General features: G+C 74.9%; 16 protein-coding genes and 1 pseudogene. 8 read left to right on the top strand and 9 right to left on the bottom strand.

The annotated features are described in order from the left end of the window. Positions 1-157: 157 nt before the first annotated feature. Positions 158-625: a thioredoxin-dependent thiol peroxidase gene (gene bcp, locus ACFRAV_RS02950; protein ID WP_382551001.1), complete on the top strand. Its 468-nt coding sequence runs from the start codon at positions 158-160 to the stop codon at positions 623-625. Between the two features lie 131 nt (positions 626-756). Here the strand turns inward: bcp and ACFRAV_RS02945 are convergent, their stop codons facing one another. Then, the gene (locus ACFRAV_RS02945; RefSeq protein ID WP_382550998.1) at positions 757-1065 is read right to left on the bottom strand and encodes a hypothetical protein; all 309 of its coding nucleotides are present in this window, start codon (positions 1063-1065) and stop codon (positions 757-759) included. Positions 1066-1247: 182 nt separating this feature from the next. Between ACFRAV_RS02945 and ACFRAV_RS02940 the strand changes: the two genes are divergently transcribed. Beyond that, positions 1248-1688 (top strand): Hsp20/alpha crystallin family protein, encoded by a 441-nt coding sequence (locus ACFRAV_RS02940; RefSeq protein ID WP_382550995.1) that lies wholly within the window; start codon positions 1248-1250, stop codon positions 1686-1688. Positions 1689-1852: 164 nt separating this feature from the next. Then, on the top strand, positions 1853-2365 hold the full coding sequence (locus tag ACFRAV_RS02935) for a DUF2267 domain-containing protein (protein WP_382550993.1): 513 nt from the start codon (positions 1853-1855) through the stop codon (positions 2363-2365). Between the two features lie 256 nt (positions 2366-2621). On the opposite strand, the gene ACFRAV_RS02930 is transcribed toward ACFRAV_RS02935, so the two are convergent. The 4 genes from ACFRAV_RS02930 to ACFRAV_RS02915 all read right to left on the bottom strand — a co-directional run bounded on the left by ACFRAV_RS02930 (position 2622) and on the right by ACFRAV_RS02915 (position 7469). After that, a complete protein-coding gene (locus ACFRAV_RS02930) occupies positions 2622-3248 on the bottom strand; it encodes a hypothetical protein (RefSeq protein ID WP_382550990.1) in 627 nt (208 codons plus the stop codon). A gap of 179 nt (positions 3249-3427) precedes the next feature. Continuing rightward, the gene (locus ACFRAV_RS02925; protein WP_382550987.1) at positions 3428-3919 is read right to left on the bottom strand and encodes an SRPBCC domain-containing protein; all 492 of its coding nucleotides are present in this window, start codon (positions 3917-3919) and stop codon (positions 3428-3430) included. A 120-nt stretch (positions 3920-4039) separates the two neighbouring features. Then, positions 4040-4957: a UTP--glucose-1-phosphate uridylyltransferase GalU gene (gene galU, locus ACFRAV_RS02920; RefSeq protein ID WP_382550984.1), complete on the bottom strand. Its 918-nt coding sequence runs from the start codon at positions 4955-4957 to the stop codon at positions 4040-4042. Between the two features lie 184 nt (positions 4958-5141). Next, positions 5142-7469, bottom strand: a complete 2328-nt coding sequence (locus ACFRAV_RS02915; protein ID WP_382550981.1) for a CDP-glycerol glycerophosphotransferase family protein — start codon at positions 7467-7469, stop codon at positions 5142-5144. 342 nt (positions 7470-7811) lie between these two features. Between ACFRAV_RS02915 and ACFRAV_RS02910 the strand changes: the two genes are divergently transcribed. Continuing rightward, positions 7812-8861 carry a hypothetical protein gene (locus ACFRAV_RS02910; protein ID WP_382550979.1) on the top strand — a complete coding sequence of 350 codons (1050 nt, stop codon included), beginning with the start codon at positions 7812-7814 and terminating at the stop codon, positions 8859-8861. Here ACFRAV_RS02910 and ACFRAV_RS02905 read toward each other — a convergent pair. The 4 genes from ACFRAV_RS02905 to ACFRAV_RS02890 form a co-directional block, all read right to left on the bottom strand. Further along, positions 8825-9349, bottom strand: coding sequence for a GNAT family N-acetyltransferase (locus tag ACFRAV_RS02905; protein WP_382550976.1), 525 nt, complete (start codon positions 9347-9349; stop codon positions 8825-8827). The two genes, ACFRAV_RS02910 and ACFRAV_RS02905, sit on opposite strands and share 37 nt — an antisense overlap. A gap of 71 nt (positions 9350-9420) precedes the next feature. Beyond that, positions 9421-10221, bottom strand: coding sequence for a rod shape-determining protein (locus ACFRAV_RS02900; RefSeq protein WP_382551119.1), 801 nt, complete (start codon positions 10219-10221; stop codon positions 9421-9423). A gap of 89 nt (positions 10222-10310) precedes the next feature. Next, the gene (locus ACFRAV_RS02895; protein WP_382550973.1) at positions 10311-10937 is read right to left on the bottom strand and encodes a TraR/DksA C4-type zinc finger protein; all 627 of its coding nucleotides are present in this window, start codon (positions 10935-10937) and stop codon (positions 10311-10313) included. 97 nt (positions 10938-11034) lie between these two features. After that, on the bottom strand, positions 11035-11358 hold the full coding sequence (locus tag ACFRAV_RS02890; RefSeq protein WP_382550971.1) for a TraR/DksA family transcriptional regulator: 324 nt from the start codon (positions 11356-11358) through the stop codon (positions 11035-11037). Between the two features lie 447 nt (positions 11359-11805). On the opposite strand from ACFRAV_RS02890, the pseudogene ACFRAV_RS02885 reads away from it, so the two are divergent. The 4 genes and pseudogenes from ACFRAV_RS02885 to secD all read left to right on the top strand — a co-directional run. Continuing rightward, positions 11806-12759 (top strand): annotated as a pseudogene (locus ACFRAV_RS02885) (HAMP domain-containing sensor histidine kinase); the annotation flags it as partial. A gap of 661 nt (positions 12760-13420) precedes the next feature. Next, positions 13421-14134, top strand: coding sequence for a response regulator (locus tag ACFRAV_RS02880; RefSeq protein ID WP_382550968.1), 714 nt, complete (start codon positions 13421-13423; stop codon positions 14132-14134). Between the two features lie 100 nt (positions 14135-14234). Continuing rightward, the gene (locus tag ACFRAV_RS02875; protein WP_382550965.1) at positions 14235-14669 is read left to right on the top strand and encodes a hypothetical protein; all 435 of its coding nucleotides are present in this window, start codon (positions 14235-14237) and stop codon (positions 14667-14669) included. 128 nt (positions 14670-14797) lie between these two features. After that, positions 14798-17290: a protein translocase subunit SecD gene (gene secD / locus ACFRAV_RS02870; RefSeq protein WP_382550963.1), complete on the top strand. Its 2493-nt coding sequence runs from the start codon at positions 14798-14800 to the stop codon at positions 17288-17290. The last annotated feature ends 113 nt before the right edge of the window (positions 17291-17403 follow it).

Raw genomic sequence — 17403 nt, 5'->3', positions numbered from 1 at the left:
TTTCGCCGTCGGATGTCCGTCGTCCGTACCGTACGTCGTCCTGCGTTCCGTGGTGCTGTGCACCAGTCTGTCAGCTCGGGGCCGGGCCGCACGGCCACGCCCCCGGTTACGCTCGTACGCGCCCACCCGGTGACCAGTGACCAAGGAGCCCCACCCGATGTCCGAGCGACTTCAGCCCGGCGACACCGCCCCCGCCTTCACCCTTCCCGACGCCGACGGGAACGAGGTCTCGCTGGCCGACTACGCGGGCCGCAAGGTCATCGTGTACTTCTACCCCGCCGCGCTTACCCCCGGCTGCACCAAGCAGGCGTGCGACTTCACCGACAACCTCGAGCTGCTCGCCGGCGCGGGCTACGACGTCGTCGGCGTCTCGCCGGACAAGCCGGAGAAGCTGGCGAAGTTCCGCGACAAGGAGTCGCTGAAGGTCACCCTGCTGGCCGACCCGGACAAGAAGGTCCTGGAGGCGTACGGGGCGTTCGGCGAGAAGAAGCTGTACGGCAGGACGGTCGTCGGGGTCATCCGGTCCACGGTCGTGGTGGACGCCGACGGGACCGTCGAGCGGGCGCTGTACAACGTGAAGGCCACCGGACACGTGGCCAAGATCATCCGAGACCTCGGCGTCTGAGACGCCGGCAGCCGGGCCGGGCGGGGGCGGTGAGCCGCGCCCGCCGCCCCGGCCCCCGCGGAGGGCCCGCGACGCACAACCCCGCCCGGCGCGTGGCACGGTGCCGCCGCGTCAGGCCCCACGGCGGTGGCTCAGGCCCCGTGCCGGTCGGCGAGTGCCCAGGAGGCCGCCGCGACGCCCGCCGTCACCGTCAGCACGGACGGCCAGGCGCCGAGCCGCTTGGCCAGCGGGTGCGAGCCCGCGAAGGCGGCCAGGTACGCCGTCGTGAGACCCGCGGCCACCGGGCCGCCCGCCTGACGCTTCCACCGGGTCGCCGCCGCCGCGCCGGCCGCGGCCAGCACCACCCCGCCCAGCTCACGCCGCTTCGTGCCGCGGGCCACGCCGAACCCGCCGACCAGTCCGGCCGCCGCCACCAGCCCCGTGGGCACCTTCGCCGCCATCACGTCCTCCTCGCCTCGCCTCACATCGCCCGAACAGCTTCCGCCCATCCTGTCACCGGCGCCCCAGGGCCGGCCCCGACGCCCCCAGAGTTGAGTCCCGGCTTGTCAATTTTCCGGACCGGAGCTATATAAGAAGACATCAGGGCATCGCACCCAGGAACCGTACGAAGGGAGTGACCGTGATGCTCATGCGCACCGATCCGTTCCGCGAGTTCGACCGCCTCACCCAGCAGGTCCTCGGGAACACGGGAGTGCCGAACCGGCCGGCCGCCCTGCAGATGGACGCCTACCGCGTGGGCGACGACCTGGTCGTCCAGGTGGACCTGCCCGGAGTGGACCCGGAGACCGTGGACCTCGACGTCGAGCGCAACGTGCTGAGCATCCGCGCGCAGCGGCGCGCTCCGGCGCCCGAAGGCGCCGAGGTGATCGTCGCCGAGCGCCCGTCCGGCACGTTCAGCAGGCAGCTCTTCCTCGGCGACACGCTGGACACCGAGCGGATCGACGCCTCCTGCGACGCGGGCGTCCTCACGCTGCGGATCCCGGTCGCCGACCACGCCAAGCCGCGCAGGATCCGCATCAGCGGCGGCCCCGACGGCGGCGGTCGCAAGGCCATCAGCCGCTGACCGCACCGCGGTCGCACCACGGTCGCACCGCCGTCACGCCATGCACGCGGTGTGAACAGAGGTGTGCGTGCCGCGAAGGCGGGCATACGAGCCGCAGCACCGGGCCGGGACAGGCCGCCCCGGCCCGGCAGTCATCTGACGGGAGCTGAAGAGGAGCAGTCCCCTTGACCATTCCCATGATGTCGAGCGACGCCAGCGCCGCCGCCACCCTCCCCGCCGTCACCGCCGCTCCCGTGCCGGAACCCCGCGAGGGCGCGACGGCCGCGACGACGGCCGACACGTCCTGGGACGACCTGGTCGCCCAGGTCCGCGAGGCCGGGCTCTACCCGACCGAGGAGCAGGCCGAGCGGGTCACCCGCGCCGTGCTCGCGGCACTCGGAGAGCACGTCGTCGGCGACGAGCGCGTCGACCTGGCGCGGGCGCTGCCCGAGGAGGCGGGGCGCATCGTCGCCGCCCAGGTTCCCGCCCATCAGGCCCCGGCCGCCGCGGAGTTCGTCAACGAGCTGTCCCGTCGGCTGCCGAACGCCACGCACGCCACGGCGCGTTGGGACACCACGTCGGTCCTCGGGGTGCTCCCCGGGCTGGTCGGCGACGACCTGACGCACCGGCTCCTCGCACAACTCCCGTCCGGCTACGCCCTGTTGTTCGGACAAGCGGAACTCGTCCGCGCCGCCTAGAGGTTCGCGCCCCAAGGGTCTGTCCGGCGGATCATGCCGTTCTTGCTGCCGGTTCGCTTGTCAGCGGGCCTGAGCGGGGTCTGGTGCGCGCGGCTGCAAGGCGGAGGAGGGAGGCGACGCGATGGGGGTGCCCCCGCGCGAGCGAAGCCGAGCGTGGGGGAGTCGTCGACCGACGACAACGCCGCAGACGTGCGTGCCAGGCCCCGCGACCCACGTGCGTGATCCGCTGGACAGACCCTAGCCGTGAGGGCGGCTCCTAGGCGAACCGGTAGTCGCGGGCCAGCACCCGCCGGTACGAGGTGCGCCACTTGGCCCGGTACCACCGGACCTCCCGTCGCAGTTCCAGCCCGCCCGGGCCGGGGACCAGCAGCGCCACCGCGCAGGCCCCGGCGGGGGCGGGCGCGGAGTCGAGCGGGATGCGCCAGGTGCGGCCCGGGCCGGCGGTGAAGACCGCCTCGGCGGCGGGGCCGCGGAAGTCGGCGGCGCCCTGGGCGACGTCGGCGTAGAAGAGCAGCCGCTCGAAGCGGTCCGCCCGCCCGAGGGCGACGTCGACGGCGGTGCCGTCATCGGTGAGGGCGACGAACGGCCAGGCGTCGAGGGCTCCCGTCCCCGCCGCGTCCGCGGCGCGGTCGGCGCCGCCCCGGGACGGGAGGCGCACCACGCCGGTGCGGCCGTCGCGGGTGCGCACCAGGCAGCCCGCGGCCACCCCCGCGCCCGCCAGCAGGTCGGCCGGGCGCAGCGTCATGCGCAGCACGCCCCTGGCCTCGGTGCGGGCGCTCGGGGCCGTCTCGGACAGCGTCACGGGGCCGTCGGCGGCGGCCTTGAAGAGGGCCGGCGTCAGCCGGATGGCCTTGCGCGGCGCGTGCCTGTCCGCTCCGTCCATGCCTCCCCCTCCCCCTGACAGCCCTGGCCGGTCCCCGCGGACCGGTCCGTCTCACCTGTGGGGTCCATCATGCCTTCCGGCTCCCGCCGCGCGTACGCGGGTGCCGCGGCCGGAGCGCCCGGTGCGCCGGGCGTGCGCGCGGGACGGGCCGGAGGTGCGGGCCCGGCCCGCCGGCCGGGTCAGTCCAGGAGCCGGTCCATCTGCTCGGCGGCCTCCCGCATGCCCTCGGCCATGCCCATGTCGGACATCTGATGCATCTCGTGCTCGTTGCGGAACGTCGAGGACAGCTCCATGCGGGTGCCGGAGCCGGCCGTCCCGCGCCGGGTGAGGGTGACCCGCATGCCGATCCTCGGCGAGTCGGAGAGCGGTTCGCCGTGGTCGTCGGAGAAGCCGTCGGTGAACTCCAGGCGGGTGGGCGGCGCCACCGAGTCGACCTTCCACCAGCCGTGCGGCTGGTCCCCCTCGGGACCGGTCATGTGGTAGCTGACCGTCCCGCCGGGGTTGAGGTCGAACTCGTCCACGGTGGCCGGATAGGCCGGCGGACCCCACCACCGCTCCAGCTTCCGCGGGTCGGCCCACAGCTGCCACACCCGCTCCACGGGCGCGTCGAAATCGGCGGCCAGCGTCAGCTCGAGCTGGTCGAAGTCCTCGTTGACGCTGGTGACGGTCATGATTCCCAGTCCTTCGGCACGGACGCGGACAGAGGTGCTCCTCCCAGCAAAACCCCGTGCCCGCGCCCCCGCCACTCGATCACGGGCCGCGCGCCGGCCCCGTTCCGCGGGCTGCCGGAGCTACGCCTGCGGGCCGTCGATCTCGTCGCGCACGAAGTCGCGCAGCCAGGCCCGGAACTCCGGCCCCAGATCCTCGCGTTCGCTGGCCAGCCGCACGATGGCGCGCAGGTAGTCGCCGCGGTCTCCGGTGTCGTAGCGGCGGCCGGAGAAGACGACGCCGTGCACGGGGCCGCACACCTTCTCGTCCGCGGCCTGCATCTGCAGGGCGTCGGTCAGCTGGATCTCCCCGCCGCGGCCGGGCTCGGTGCGGCGCAGCACGCCGAAGATGCCCGGGTGCAGCACGTAGCGGCCGATGACCGCGTAGTGCGACGGGGCGTCGCCCGGCGCCGGCTTCTCGACCAGTCCGGTGACCTGGACGACGTCGCCGTCCTCGGTGGCCTCGACGGCGGCGCACCCGTAGAGGTGGCTCTGCGAGGGGTCGACCTCCATCAGGGCGACCACGCTGCCGCCGTACCGGGCCTGCACGTCGATCATGCGGGAGAGCAGCGGGTCGCGCGGGTCGATCAGGTCGTCGCCGAGGAGGACGGCGAAGGGTTCGTCGCCGACGTGCGGGGCGGCGCAGAGCACCGCGTGGCCGAGGCCTCTGGGGTCGCCCTGGCGGACGTAGTGGATGGTCGCCAGGTCGGTGGACTCCCGCACCCGGGCGAGCCGGCCGGCGTCACCCTTGCGTTCCAGGGCCGACTCCAGCTCGTGGTTGCGGTCGAAGTGGTCCTCCAGCGGGCGCTTGTTGCGGCCGGTGATCATCAGGATGTCGTCGAGCCCGGCGGAGACGGCCTCCTCGACGACGTACTGGATGGCCGGCTTGTCGACGACCGGGAGCATCTCCTTGGGCGTCGCCTTGGTGGCCGGCAGGAACCGCGTGCCGAGCCCGGCCGCGGGAATGACCGCCTTGCTGAGGGTGGACCTCATGGATCTCATGGGTGCGGTGGTCCTCGGTGAGTGGGGAGCCGCCCCCGGTCGCGGGTGCCCGCGGGGGACGGGGAGCGGACGGACGGCGGAACGGACTGCGGGACGGGACGGGGCGGGACGGACGGCGTGACGTGCGGCAGGACGAGGCGCGACGGGCGACGGCCGGGCGGCGCGACGGACGGGACGCCGGCCCTCAGGCGGTCGCGCTCCGGTCGGCAGGGACCAGGTCCTCGCCGCCGGTGGACTGCCGTGGGATGACGGGCAGGACGGCCGCCGCCGGGGCGGGCGCCGGGGTGCGTTCGGCGAGGGGCAGGACCGCCGGGGCCGCCTCCTGGCCGAGGAACACCTTCCGCACCACCCGCTCGGCGGCGTTGCCGTCGTCGAACTGGACGAACCGCTCCCGGAAGGCGGCCCGCAGCGCCGTGGCCCGCTCGCCCTTCCAGGCGCCCGAACGCAGCACCTCGACCAGCTCGTCCTCGCTGGTCGCCGTGGCGCCCGGCGTCTCGCCCGGCCGCTGCGACAACAGGTCGAAGTACACGCCGCGGGCCTTGGCGTAGACCTCCCAGTCGTCGACGTAGGAGATGATCGGCCGGTCGAGACAGGCGTAGTCGAACATGATCGACGAGTAGTCGGTGATCAGGGCGTCGGCGGCCAGGCAGAGGTCCTCCACCACCGGGTACGCCGAGACGTCCTTGATCAGTCCGCGGTCCTGCAGCGCCTGAAGCCGCGGGTCCCGGCCGTAGAAGTAGTGGGTGCGCACCAGGACGACGTGGTCCTCGCCGAGCTCGCGGGTGAGGCGTTCGAGGTCCAGCCGGGGCACGAAGCCCTTCTGGTAGTCGCGGACCGTCGGGCAGTACAGGATCGCCGTGCGGCCGTCCTCGATGCCCAGTCCGGCGCGGATCCGGGCGACGTCGGCGGCGGTGGAGCGGAAGTAGACGTCGTTGCGCGGGTAGCCGCTGTCCACGTTCTCGAAGGAGCAGGGGTAGACCCGCTCCCAGATCTCCGTGGAGTGCCGGTTGGAGCTCAGGCTCCAGTCCCAGCGGTCGCAGCGCTCCAGCATCTTGCCGAAGCTCATGTTCTTCGCGGCGGCCGGGAAGCGCTGCTGGTCGATGCCCATCTGCTTCAGCGGGGTGCCGTGGTGGGTCTGCAGGTGCACCTGGCCGGGCCGCTTGACGATCTCGTCGGGGAAGTTGACGTTGTTCACCAGGTACTTGGCCCGGGCCATCACCTCCCAGTACCGGGGCGAGCGGGCCACCACGAAGTCCACGCCCTCCGGCACGGTGTGCTCCGCGCCGGCCCGGATCACCCACACGCCGCGCAGGTGGGGCGCGAGCTCCCGGGCCTTGTCGTGGATCGCCCGCGGGTTGCAGCTGACGCCGCGGTTCCAGTAGGCGCTGTAGACCACGAGGTTCTCGTCGATCGGGCGGCGCAGGTGCATCCGGTACAGCTGGTCGTAGGCCTTGCGGCCCAGGCCGACGCGGGCCTTGGCGGCCCGCTTGCGCAGGTGGTTGCGGGCGTCGGCGACGGTCCGGGCGGCCACCAGCGCCGGGTACGAGCCGCGCGCCAGCAGGTCGAAGCGCACGCCCAGCGAGCCCTGCGGCCGGACGTAGCCGGCCGGCCGGTAGCGCTGGAAGTGCGCGGCGGCCCGCCGGAAGAACTCGGCCCGGTCGCGCGGCTGGACGCGCTCCTCGCGGAAGAGCAGGAACAGGTAGTGGTCGATCACCCGCTCGAAGATCAGCGGGCGCACCGGGTCCAGGTGCGGGCGCTCGTCGAGGAAGGCGAACAGCCGCTCGTACTGCTCGAAGACGGCGAAGTGCTGACGGCCCGGTGTGCGCAGCGAGTTGCCCTTGCGGCGCTGGCGGTACTCCACGCACACCTGCGGCAGGCAGGCGATCCGCTCGGCGCTCAGCATGGTCCGGTAGACCATGAGGGCGTCCTCGTAGATGCCGTCGGTGAAGGAGAAGCCGCCGGCGAGGTAGAACTCCCGGCGGTAGAGCCGGTTCCACACCACGGTGAACATGGTGAGGAACTGGGGCCGCTCCAGGGCGGTGAAGACGTCCGGCCCGGCCTCGGCGAGCATCTCGCGGGCCGCGCTGCCCTGCACCCGGTTCCACCAGTAGGTGCGGACGTGGTCGACCAGCAGGATGTCCGGGTCCCCGGTCCGCTCCAGCCGCTCGGCGACGGCCGCGAGGGCGCCGTCGGCCAGCGTGTCGTCGCTGTCCAGGAAGAAGATGTAGTCGCCCCGGGCCTCGCGGACGCCCAGGTCGCGGGCCTTGCCGATGCCCTGGTTCCGCTCCAGGTGCAAGGGTCGCACGCGGCTGTCGCGGGCGGCGTACTCGTCCAGGATCAGGCCGCAGGAGTCCGGTGACCGGTCGTCGACGGCGATGATCTCGAAGTCGGTGAACGACTGTCCGAGTACCGAGTCCAGGCACGCGCGGAGATACCCCTGTACCCGGTACACGGGGACGACGAGGCTGATGCGCGGGTCGTTCGGAGTCGTGCCTGTCCGGCCGAAGCTCATACGGGACTTCCCTGGGGTCGAAGTGCTGGCGGTCCCTGCCCCGGGCGCCCGGCGGGGCAGGGAGAGTCCGAGGTACACGACGTCCCCCGGACAGGCGCATTTCCGGTCCTACGTGAACAGATCGATGACCCGGGGTGAACGTTGTACGTACCTCGCGGATGTGACGCAGACCACGGGACGGCCGGGTGGCGGGGGGCCTGCCACGGGCCCGGGGGATGCTTTCCGGTCGCGTCGGGCGCGCGACCTGGTGGCCCGGCAGGCCGGGTGACAGGGTGTCGACGCAGAGGCGTGGCGATGGGGGAGGTACGCACGATGCGTCGACGTACGGTGCTTCGAGGTGCCGTGACCGCGGGGCTGGCCGCCGCGGCCGGCGCCGTGACGACCCGGCAGGCGGCCGCGGCCGCCGAGTACCTGCTGGTGACCGTCGAGCAGTCCGCCAACCAGATCCAGCGCTGGAGCACCGCGCGGTCGTCCTGGAGCGGAACACCCGACTGGTACTGGACCGCCCCGGCCAGGTCCGGCGCCTGGTACGGCCTGTCCGACGTGAAGCGCCGCCTCACCGCCAACTGGGACGACGTCCTGGTGACCTGCGCGGGCGGCACGCCGAAGGACGGCGGCCGGGCCGCCATGGTGCGCGAGAGCGACGGGGCGATCGTCTGGCAGACGGTGGTACCCGGGCATCCGCACGCGATCGAACGCATCGACGGGCACGGCGCGATCGTCACCGCGTCCGCCAACGCCCGGGTTTTCGGGCAGCCGGTCCCCGACGATCCGTCGACCTCGCAGGACGAGAGCGACCCCGACGGGAAGTTCGAGGCCGGCGGCGGCCTGAACCTGTTCGTGCCGAGCAGCCACGGGGGACTGCCTCCCACGTCCTTCGCCGACAGCGTCAGCACCGGCTTCCCGGGGGCCCACGGGGTGCTCTGGGACAACGACAACGACCTGCTGCTGGCGATCGGCAAGGAGGAGCTCCGCGCCTACTCCCTGGTGACGAACGGCAGCGGCATCATCACCGGCCTCACGCGCAGGGCCACCCTCTCCTTCTCCGGCATGGGGCACGACCTCCAGCCCGACTACAGCTCCGGCAAGATCCTCTACACGGTCGGCGGGGACGGCGGCAACCCGGACGCCGGGGTCTGGGAGACCACGCTCGTGTGGAACAGCACGGACGCGGAGTGGAACTTCGTCACGCCCACCCGGGTGCACACCTGGTGGTTCATCAAGTCCTTCAGCCGGCTGCCCGACGGCAAGGAGTTCTGCGTCGACGCGCCCAGCGCGGAGGAGTGGTGGAGCGACCGGGTCGGCTACTACCAGGACGGCGCCTACGGCTACTCGGTACGGCCCGGCGCCAAGTTCTACAAGGCCCGCTTCTGGTCGCACGTCCTGTCGTAGGACCCGGGCCGTCCGAGGGACTTGGTCATGAAGACGCTGTCGGGGCCCTCGGTGTAGCCGGCGAAGGGCCCGCACACGGTGAACCCGTGCCGGGCGTACAGCCGCCGGGCAGCCGCGAAGTAGTCCGCCGCGCCGGTCTCGAGGCTCAGCCGTGCGCAGTCCTGCCGCGCGGCCAGGCCGGTCAGGTGCTCCAGGACGGCGGAGGCGACGCCGCGGCCGCGGGCCGCCGCCGTGGTGCGCATCGACTTCAGCTCCCCGTGGCCGGTTTCGATCTCCTTGAGCGCCCCGCAGCCGAGCAGGACGCCCTCCGCGGTGCGCGCGGTCACGAAGACGACGCCGTCGCCGGCCAGTGTCCCGTGGTCCATGGCGTGCACCGACTCCGGCGGGCTGGTCGCGTACATGTCCCGCAGGTGCTCGTCGAGCAGCGCGGCGACGTCCTCCCGCAGGGGCGAGTCGGCGGCGATCAGGAGGGCGGAGGCGGTCGTCACGCCGCTATTCTCGCAGGTCCGCGACATGCGGGGCCAGGGCCGGGGCGGTCACCGGGACCGGCCCCGGCCGCTCATCCGGACCGCGTGCCGGGTGCGTCGTGTCCGTGGGTGCTCGGGTGGAGGCGGGCGGCCTCCAGCAGGCGCGCGGCGCCGCGCACGGCCGCCGTGTGCGGGGCGGGGACGACGTCGAGCGGTGCGTGCAGCCGGGCGGCGAGGCGGTAGGTGATCTCCGGCCGCAGCGCGCCGCCGCCGGCCAGCAGCACGCCGCGGGCCAGCGCCCCGGGCATCAGCGAGGCGCCGTCCTCCCGGATCGTGGCGGTCGTCATCCTGGTCACCGCGTCCACGATGTCCTCCGGCGCGGCGACCCCGAGGTCGCCGGTGCCCAGGCCCACGCGGCGTGCGTCGGCCACCGCGCCGTCGTCCAGCAGCACCACCTCGGTGAGGTGCGCGCCGATGTCCACCACCAGCAGCGGCCGCGACAGGTCGGCCCGGGCCGCCACCGCGACGGCGCGGGCGGCGGGCACGGTCAGCACGCTCCGCGGCCGCAGCACCTCCACGGCGGACCGGGCCGCCGCCCGGTGTGCGGGGGAGGCGAGGGCCGGCGTGGTGAGCACCACCAGCGGACGGGCCGTGCGGGGCAGCCGGTGCGCGAGCAGCCCGCGCAGGACGTGTGCGCAGCCGGCCTCGTCGACGACCGCGCCGCGGTGCACCGGGCGTCCGCCGCGGCGGACGGGGCCGGCGCCCGGGGCGTCGCCCGGGCCGGGAACGAGGCCCGGGCCGGTGTTCCGGTCGGGGTGGGTGACGGTGGGGACGTCGAGGACGGTGTCGTGCCCGGCCGTCCAGGCACGGGTCCGCGCGCTGCCCAGGTCCAGCGCGACGGCGTACGGGTCCGGCCGCGGCGTCCCGAACCGGCCGCGGACCGGGCCGGCGCCCGTGTCCGCGCCGCCGAGCCGCTCCACGGTCACCGGTCCCCGGCGCGGGCGGGGCCCGCGGAGTTCGCGGGGCTTGTGGTGTTCGCGGGGCCTGCGGTGGCCGTAAGGCCTGTGGTGTTCGCGGGGCTTGCGGTGTCCGCCGGGCCGGCGGTGTTCGCCGTCGGGCCGACGCCCGTGCCCGGGACCATGCCCAGGGCCGTGCCCGCGCCCGGGGCCATGCCCAGGACCGTGCTCGGGCCCGTGCCCGCGCCCGGGGCCGCGCCCGGGGCCGCGCCCGTGGCGGTGGACTTGGCCGGCCGGTGGCGGGTGGCGTGCAGGTGCTGGCAGGGGGCGCAGTAGCGGGCCTGCGGCACGATCCGCAGCCGCTTGCGGTCGACGGGGAGCCGGCACCGGTGGCAGACGCCGTACCGGCCCTCGTCCATGCGCCGCAGCGCCGCCTCGACGTCCGCGAGGACCATGCGCGCCGGGGCCGCGACGCCAGGGTTCCCTCCCGTCGGGCGCCTGCGGAGGAACCGGAGCTGCTCGTCGAGGGCGGCCCGCAGGCCGGCCAGGTCCCGCGGGGTCAGGTGCCCCGGGGTCACGTGTCCCGGGGCCAGGTCCCGCGGGGTCAGGTGCCGCGCGGTACGGTCACCGGCGTCGGCGGTCGGGGAGTTCACCACTTCACCTCTGGTGGCACGGGCCCGCACCCGGCCGCGCGGACTGCGCGCGGCCGGCGGCGACGGGCCGAGGAGAACGACGGGCGCGAGGCGTCGGTCAGGCGCTGCGGCGGCAGCCGACGCAGTGGTGGGTGTACGGGAGGATCTCCAGCCGCTCCTCGGGGATCGCCTCCCCGCACCGCAGGCACGACCCGTAGGTGCCGTCGTCGAGGCGGGCGAAGGCGTCCTCGATCTCCCTCAGCACCTTGGTGACGGCTTCCTTCTGGGTGGACATCAGGTGGTCGTCCACCGTCTGGCCGCTGCCGGTGAGGGACCGCAGCTGGGCCAGCCGGCTGCCGCGCTCGTGCTCGAGGCGCTGCCGGATCTCGTGCGAGCCGGGGCGCTGCGGGCGGAGTTCGGGAGGAGCGGCGTCGAAGGCCATGGGACGTCCTTTCCAGCGGGTCCGGCGGACCGGACGGTTGCGGCGGGAAGCCGTGGGACTGCCCGGCGCGAAGCCCGGGCAACAGCGCTCGGCCCGCGCCGGGGAGGGTCCGACGGCAGGGGGCGTCGGGCCCTCGACGACGGGGCCGAGTGCCTGGGTCCGGCGGCCGTGGAGGCCGGGGACGCTCTCCAGCCTGGCCTTTCGCCGCCCTCACGGACATCGGCCGTGTGCCCCATTTCCGCCCGTCGTGCCCCACCCCGGCATGGGGTCCGCGACCCACGCCGAATGGGGTCCGCGACCCATCGACGCCGGCCTCGCGGACCGGCAGGCTGGAGGACGGCCCCGGTCGGCCCGTCCGGAGCGGGCCGACCGGCAAGCCGCTGAGCGTCCGGGGACCGCGATGCCCGAGAGTGGTGCGCGACGCATCGCTGAAGGAGGCGTGACCCGGTGTCCCTGTTCTGGCGGATCTTCCTGCTGAACGCCGTCGTGCTGGGCGCGGCGACGTCGCTGCTGCTGTGGGCGCCGGTGACCGTGTCCGTGCCGGTGCTGCTGACCGAGGCCGTGATCCTGGTCGTCGGCCTGGCGGTCATGCTGGTCGCCAACGCCGCGCTGATCCGCTGGGGGCTGGCCCCGCTGGCCCGCCTCACCCGCCGGATGACCACCGTGGACCTGCTGCGCCCCGGGCAGCGACTGCCCGAGTACGGCACCGGCGAGGTCTCCGACGTCATCCGCACCTTCAACGCCATGCTGGACCGCCTGGAGCACGAACGGGTGGCCAGCAGCGCCCGCGTGCTGAACGCCCAGGAGGCCGAGCGCCGCCGCATTGCGCAGGAACTCCACGACGAGGTGGGGCAGACCATGACGGCGATCCTGCTGGCCCTCAAACGGGTCGCCGACCGGGCCGACCCGCCGCTGCGGGAGGAACTGGGGCTGATCCAGGAGGCCACCCGCGCCGGCCTGGACGAGATCCGGCGGCTGCTGCGGCGGCTGCGTCCCGGCGTCCTGGAGGACCTCGGCCTGGTCAGCGCCCTCACCTCGCTGGCCGGGGACTTCGCCACCCACACCGGTCTGGTGGTGCGCCGCGAGTTCGACACCGACCTGCCGCCGCTGGACCCCGGGACCGAGCTGGTCGTCTACCGCGTGGCCCAGGAGAGCCTGACCAACGCGGCCCGTCACGCCGACGCCGAGACGGTCGTGGTGCGGCTGCGGCAGGTCCCGGACGCGGTCGAGCTGGCGGTCACCGACGACGGCCACGGCATCCGGCGGCTGGCCGAGGGCGCGGGCATCCGCGGCATGCGTGAGCGGGCCCTGCTGGTGGGGGCGTCGCTGGAGGTCACCGCGGGGGCCTCCGGCGAGGGGACGACGGTGCGGCTGACCGTGCCTGTCCCCTCCGCGTCCCCGTCGCCCGCCTCGCTCGCCGGGGGGCCGTTCGTGATCCCCGAACCGGGCGGGCTGCCCGGGATACTCCGGCCGCCGTCGGGAGGCCGCCCTGGCCGTGGTCCTGTTCCCGCCTCACGAGCGACCGCGCGGGGCGGCCCGGCCACGGGCACGCGGCGCGCCGCCCCGACGTCTGCCGCTCCGACGTCCGCGGACCCGACGTCCGCCGACCTGCCGGTCAGCCCCGGCTCGACGGTGGCCGAAGCGGCGGTGACCGACCCCGCCGGCTCGGCGTTCACCGATCCGGCGTTCACCGATCCGGCGGTCGCCGCCCCGGTGGTCGGCGCGTCTTCGTTCGCCGGCGGTCCGTTCGCCGACGACGTGTTCGCCGCCGAGCTCTCCGTGGACGACCCCACGGCCGACACCCCGGTGGCGTGGCCCCCGGTGCCGGAGGCGTCCGCCGCCACGGGCCCCGAGACCGTCGGAGCGGAGACCGCCGACCGCGAGGCGACGGGCCCCGAGGCCCCGCGCCCCGATCCCACCGAACCTGACGCCACCCGGCCGGACGCCGGATCAACCGACCCCGCGAGGCCCGACCCCGCGCACCCCGATGACGCCGAACCCGAACCCGAACCCGATCCCGGCCGGCCGGACGCCGTACGACCCGACGCCCAGGACACCTGAGATGCACGACGCGCACGCCACCCCGGCCCCCACCGGCCCCGCCGACACCCCCGGGCCCTCTGGGCCGCGGCCCACCCGGATCCTCCTCGCCGACGACCACGCCCTGGTGCGGCGCGGCGTGCGGCTGATCCTCGACCAGGAACCCGACCTGGAGGTGGTCGCCGAGGCGGGCGACGGGGCCGAGGCGGTGGAGCAGGCCCGTGCGCACGAGGTGGACCTGGCCGTGCTGGACATCGCGATGCCGCGGATGACCGGGCTCCAGGCCGCCCGCGAACTGGCCGCACTCAAGCCCGACCTGCGGATCCTCATGCTCACCATGCACGACAACGAGCAGTACTTCTTCCAGGCACTCAAGGCCGGGGCCTCGGGATACGTGCTGAAGTCCGTCGCCGACCGGGACCTGGTCGCCGCCTGCCGGGCCGCGATCCGCGACGAGCCCTTCCTCTACCCCGGCGCGGTGACCGCCCTGATCCGCCACTACCTCGACCGTGTCCGGCAGGGCGAGGAGGCCCCGGGCCAGATCCTCACCCCGCGGGAGGAGGAGGTCCTGAAGCTGGTCGCGGAGGGCCACTCCTCCAAGGAGATCGCCGAGCTGCTGTTCATCAGCGTCAAGACGGTGCAGCGTCACCGGGCCAACCTGCTGAGCAAGCTCGGGCTGCGCGACCGGCTCGAACTCACCCGCTACGCCATCCGGGCCGGACTCGTCGAACCCTGACCCCCGGGGCTCCGGTACACCTCCCGGGCCGGAGCCCCGGGTCCGCACCACCGGCACCGCCGACCGACTCACGGGAACGCCCGGAAAGGGGGACGACGCCGTGCACCCACCCTCGCAGCACCGCCCCGCTCCGGCGTTCCCCCTGCTCACCGCCCTGCTGCTCGCGCTCCTCACCGTCCTGGCCCCCGGCGGCCCGAACGCGCACGCGCTCCCGAACGGGCACGCACTCCCGCTCCCGCACGCGGCCCCGCAGTCACCCCTGGCCGAGGTCGCGTCGGCCGTCCCCGTCGCCGCCCGTGGCGCCGCTCCGCAGGCCGACCCCCCGTGCGCCGCCGCGTGCCTGACCCCCACGGCGGTCCGCCTCCACCTCCCCGTCGACCACCCGTCGCACCTGGGCCAGCCGGCCCTCGCGCCCACCGGGACCGCGACCGCCCCGCCCGCCCTCGTGCGGGCCGGCGTCCGGTCCGCCGACCGGCTCACCGCCCCGGCCGAAGCCCTCCCTCACCGCGGACGGTCGCCTCCCTCCGGCGTCTGACCGTCCCAGCCCACCCCCACCCCTCGTTTCGACACGTGCCGCGGCCGCGCCGGCCGTCGCCGCGGCATGCCCTGCCGGAGGCCCCGTTGTCCAGACCGTCGTTGTCCAGATCGTCCCGATCCACCCGCGTGAGGGCGCTGATCGCCCTCGCCGTGGTGGCCCTGTCCGTCCTCGTCACCCTCACCGTGCCGGTCCGTCTCGGACTCGACCTGCGCGGTGGCACCCAGATCGTGCTGGAGACCCGTTCCACCTCCACCGTGGAGGCCGACCGCGAGACCACCGACCGCACCCTCGAGGTGCTGCGCGGGCGCGTCGACGCGCTCGGCGTGGCCGAGCCGACCCTGCAGCGTTCCGGGGACCGGCGGATCGTCGTCGAACTGCCCGGCGTGCAGGACCCCGAGGAGGCCGCCGAGGTCCTGGGCCGCACCGCCCAGCTCACCTTCCACCCGGTGCGCGCCACCGAGGACCCCGGCGCCACCGAGGACCCCGGCACCACCGAGGACTCGGGCGCCACCGAGGACCCCGGCGCCACCGAGGACTCGGGCGCCACCGAGGACCCCGGCGCCACCGAGGACTCGGGCACCGCTAAGGACCCCGGCGCCACCGAGGACTCGGGCACCGCTAAGGGCTCCGCCTCGGCCGAGGACCTGGACGAGGGCGAGCGCGTGCTGCCCGGGGAGTCCGGCGAGCACCTGCGCGTCGGACCCGCCGCCCTCACGGGGGGCGACGTGGACACCGCCGACGCCCGTCACGACGCGCAGACCGGCGCCGGCTGGCACGTCACCCTCGACTTCGACCGCGCCGGGAGCGACCGCTGGGCCAAGCTCACGGGCGAGGCGGCCTGCGCCGCGCCCGGCGACCCCGCCCGCCGCGTCGCCATCGTCCTGGACGACCGCGTCGTCTCCTCCCCGCAGGTCGACCCCTCCGTCGGCTGCGGCGACGGCATCGCCGGCGGCAGCACCCAGATCACCGGATCCTTCACCGGCGACGAGGCCGGCCAGCTGGCCATGCTGATCAACGGCGGCGCGCTCCCGGTGCCGCTGGAGACCGTCGAACAGCACACCGTCGGCCCCACCCTGGGCGCCCGCGCCATCGAGGCGAGCGCCTGGGCGGCGGTCATCGGCACCGCGCTGACCGCCCTGTTCATCGTCCGGGCCTACCGCCTGCTGGGCGTCCTGGCCGTCGTCGCGCTGCTCTGCTACGGCCTGATCTCCTACGCCGCCCTGGCCGTTCTCGGCGCGACCCTCACCCTGCCGGGACTGGCCGGCTTCGTGCTCGCCATCGGCATGGCGGTGGACGCCAACGTCCTCGTCTTCGAGCGCGCCCGCGAGGAGCACGCCGCCCGCGCCAGGCCCGGACTGCGCTCCGCCCTGGCGGCCGGCTTCCGCAACGCCTTCAGCGCGATCGTCGACTCCAACGTGACGACGCTGATCGCCGCCGGGCTGCTCTTCCTGCTGGCGTCCGGCCCGGTCCGCGGCTTCGGCGTCACGCTCGGCATCGGCGTGCTCGCCTCCATGGTCAGTGCCCTGGTGGTCACCCGGGTGCTCGCCGACTTCGCCGTCTCCCGGCGGTGGGTGCGCCGCCGCCCGGCGATCACCGGCATCGCCACCGCGGGACGGGTCCGTACCGCCCTCGCCCGCCGCGACATCCACCTGATGCGCCGCCCGCGCCGCTGGCTCGCCGCCTCCGCCGCCGTGCTGGTGCTCGCCGGGTCCGGCATCGCGGTCCGCGGTATCGACCTCGGCATCGACTTCACCGGCGGCCGGCTCCTCCAGTACGCCACCACGCACCCCGTGGACCCGGAACGGGCCCGGGCCGCCCTCGCCGACGCCGGGTTCCCGCAGGCCGTCGTCCAGTCGTCGGGCGGCGACGGCCTGACGGTGCGCACCGAGCGGCTGACCGCCGCCGAGACCGACACCGTCACCCGCACCCTCGCCGCCGAGGCCGCCGAGGCCGCCGAGGCCGGTGCGGCCGGCGCATCCGGTGAAGGCGACGCGGGCGGTGTGGAGAAGGTCCGCGACGAGCTGATCGGCCCCAGCCTGGGGGAGGAGCTGCGCCGCAACGCCCTGATCGCGCTCGGCGTGGCCCTGGGAGCCCAGCTCCTCTACCTCGCCGCCCGGTTCCGCGGCCGCTTCGGCGCGGCGGCGGTCGGCGCCCTCGCCCACGACGTGGTGGTGCTGGTCGGCGTCTTCGCCTGGCTCGGCAAGCCGCTCGACGGCGTTTTCCTGGCCGCGCTGCTCACCGTCATCGGCTACTCGGTCAACGACTCCGTCGTCGTCTTCGACCGTGTCCGCGAACTGCTGCGCGGCGGTGGCGGGAAGGAGGGACGGGCGGGCCGGCGGCTGCCGGACCTGGTGAACACGGCGGTCCTGCAGACGCTGCCCCGGACCGTCAACACGGGCATGGGCGCCGTCCTCGTCCTCGCCGCCCTGGCCGTGCTCGGCGGCGACACGCTCACCGACTTCGCCCTCGCCGCACTGATCGGCGTCGTGGTCGGCACGTACTCCTCCGTCTTCGTGGCCGCGCCGCTCGCACTGGAAGGGGGTCCCCGGGCCGCCGCCACCGGCCGCCCGGCACGACGCCCGGCCCGGGGCGGGACGGCGCGGCCCGCACGGCGGTGAACCCGGGCGGGCGGCCCGGCCGGCACCGTCGCGCCGGCCACTCCGCCCGCCCCGGCCACTCCGCCCGCCCCGCCCACTCCGCCCGCCCCGCCCACTCCGCCCGCCCCGCCCAC

Origin of the sequence: Streptomyces sp. NPDC056600 (assembly GCF_042792855.1) — a bacterium.
Lineage (GTDB): Bacteria > Actinomycetota > Actinomycetes > Streptomycetales > Streptomycetaceae > Streptomyces.
This window is presented reverse-complemented; position numbering and strand designations above follow the sequence as displayed.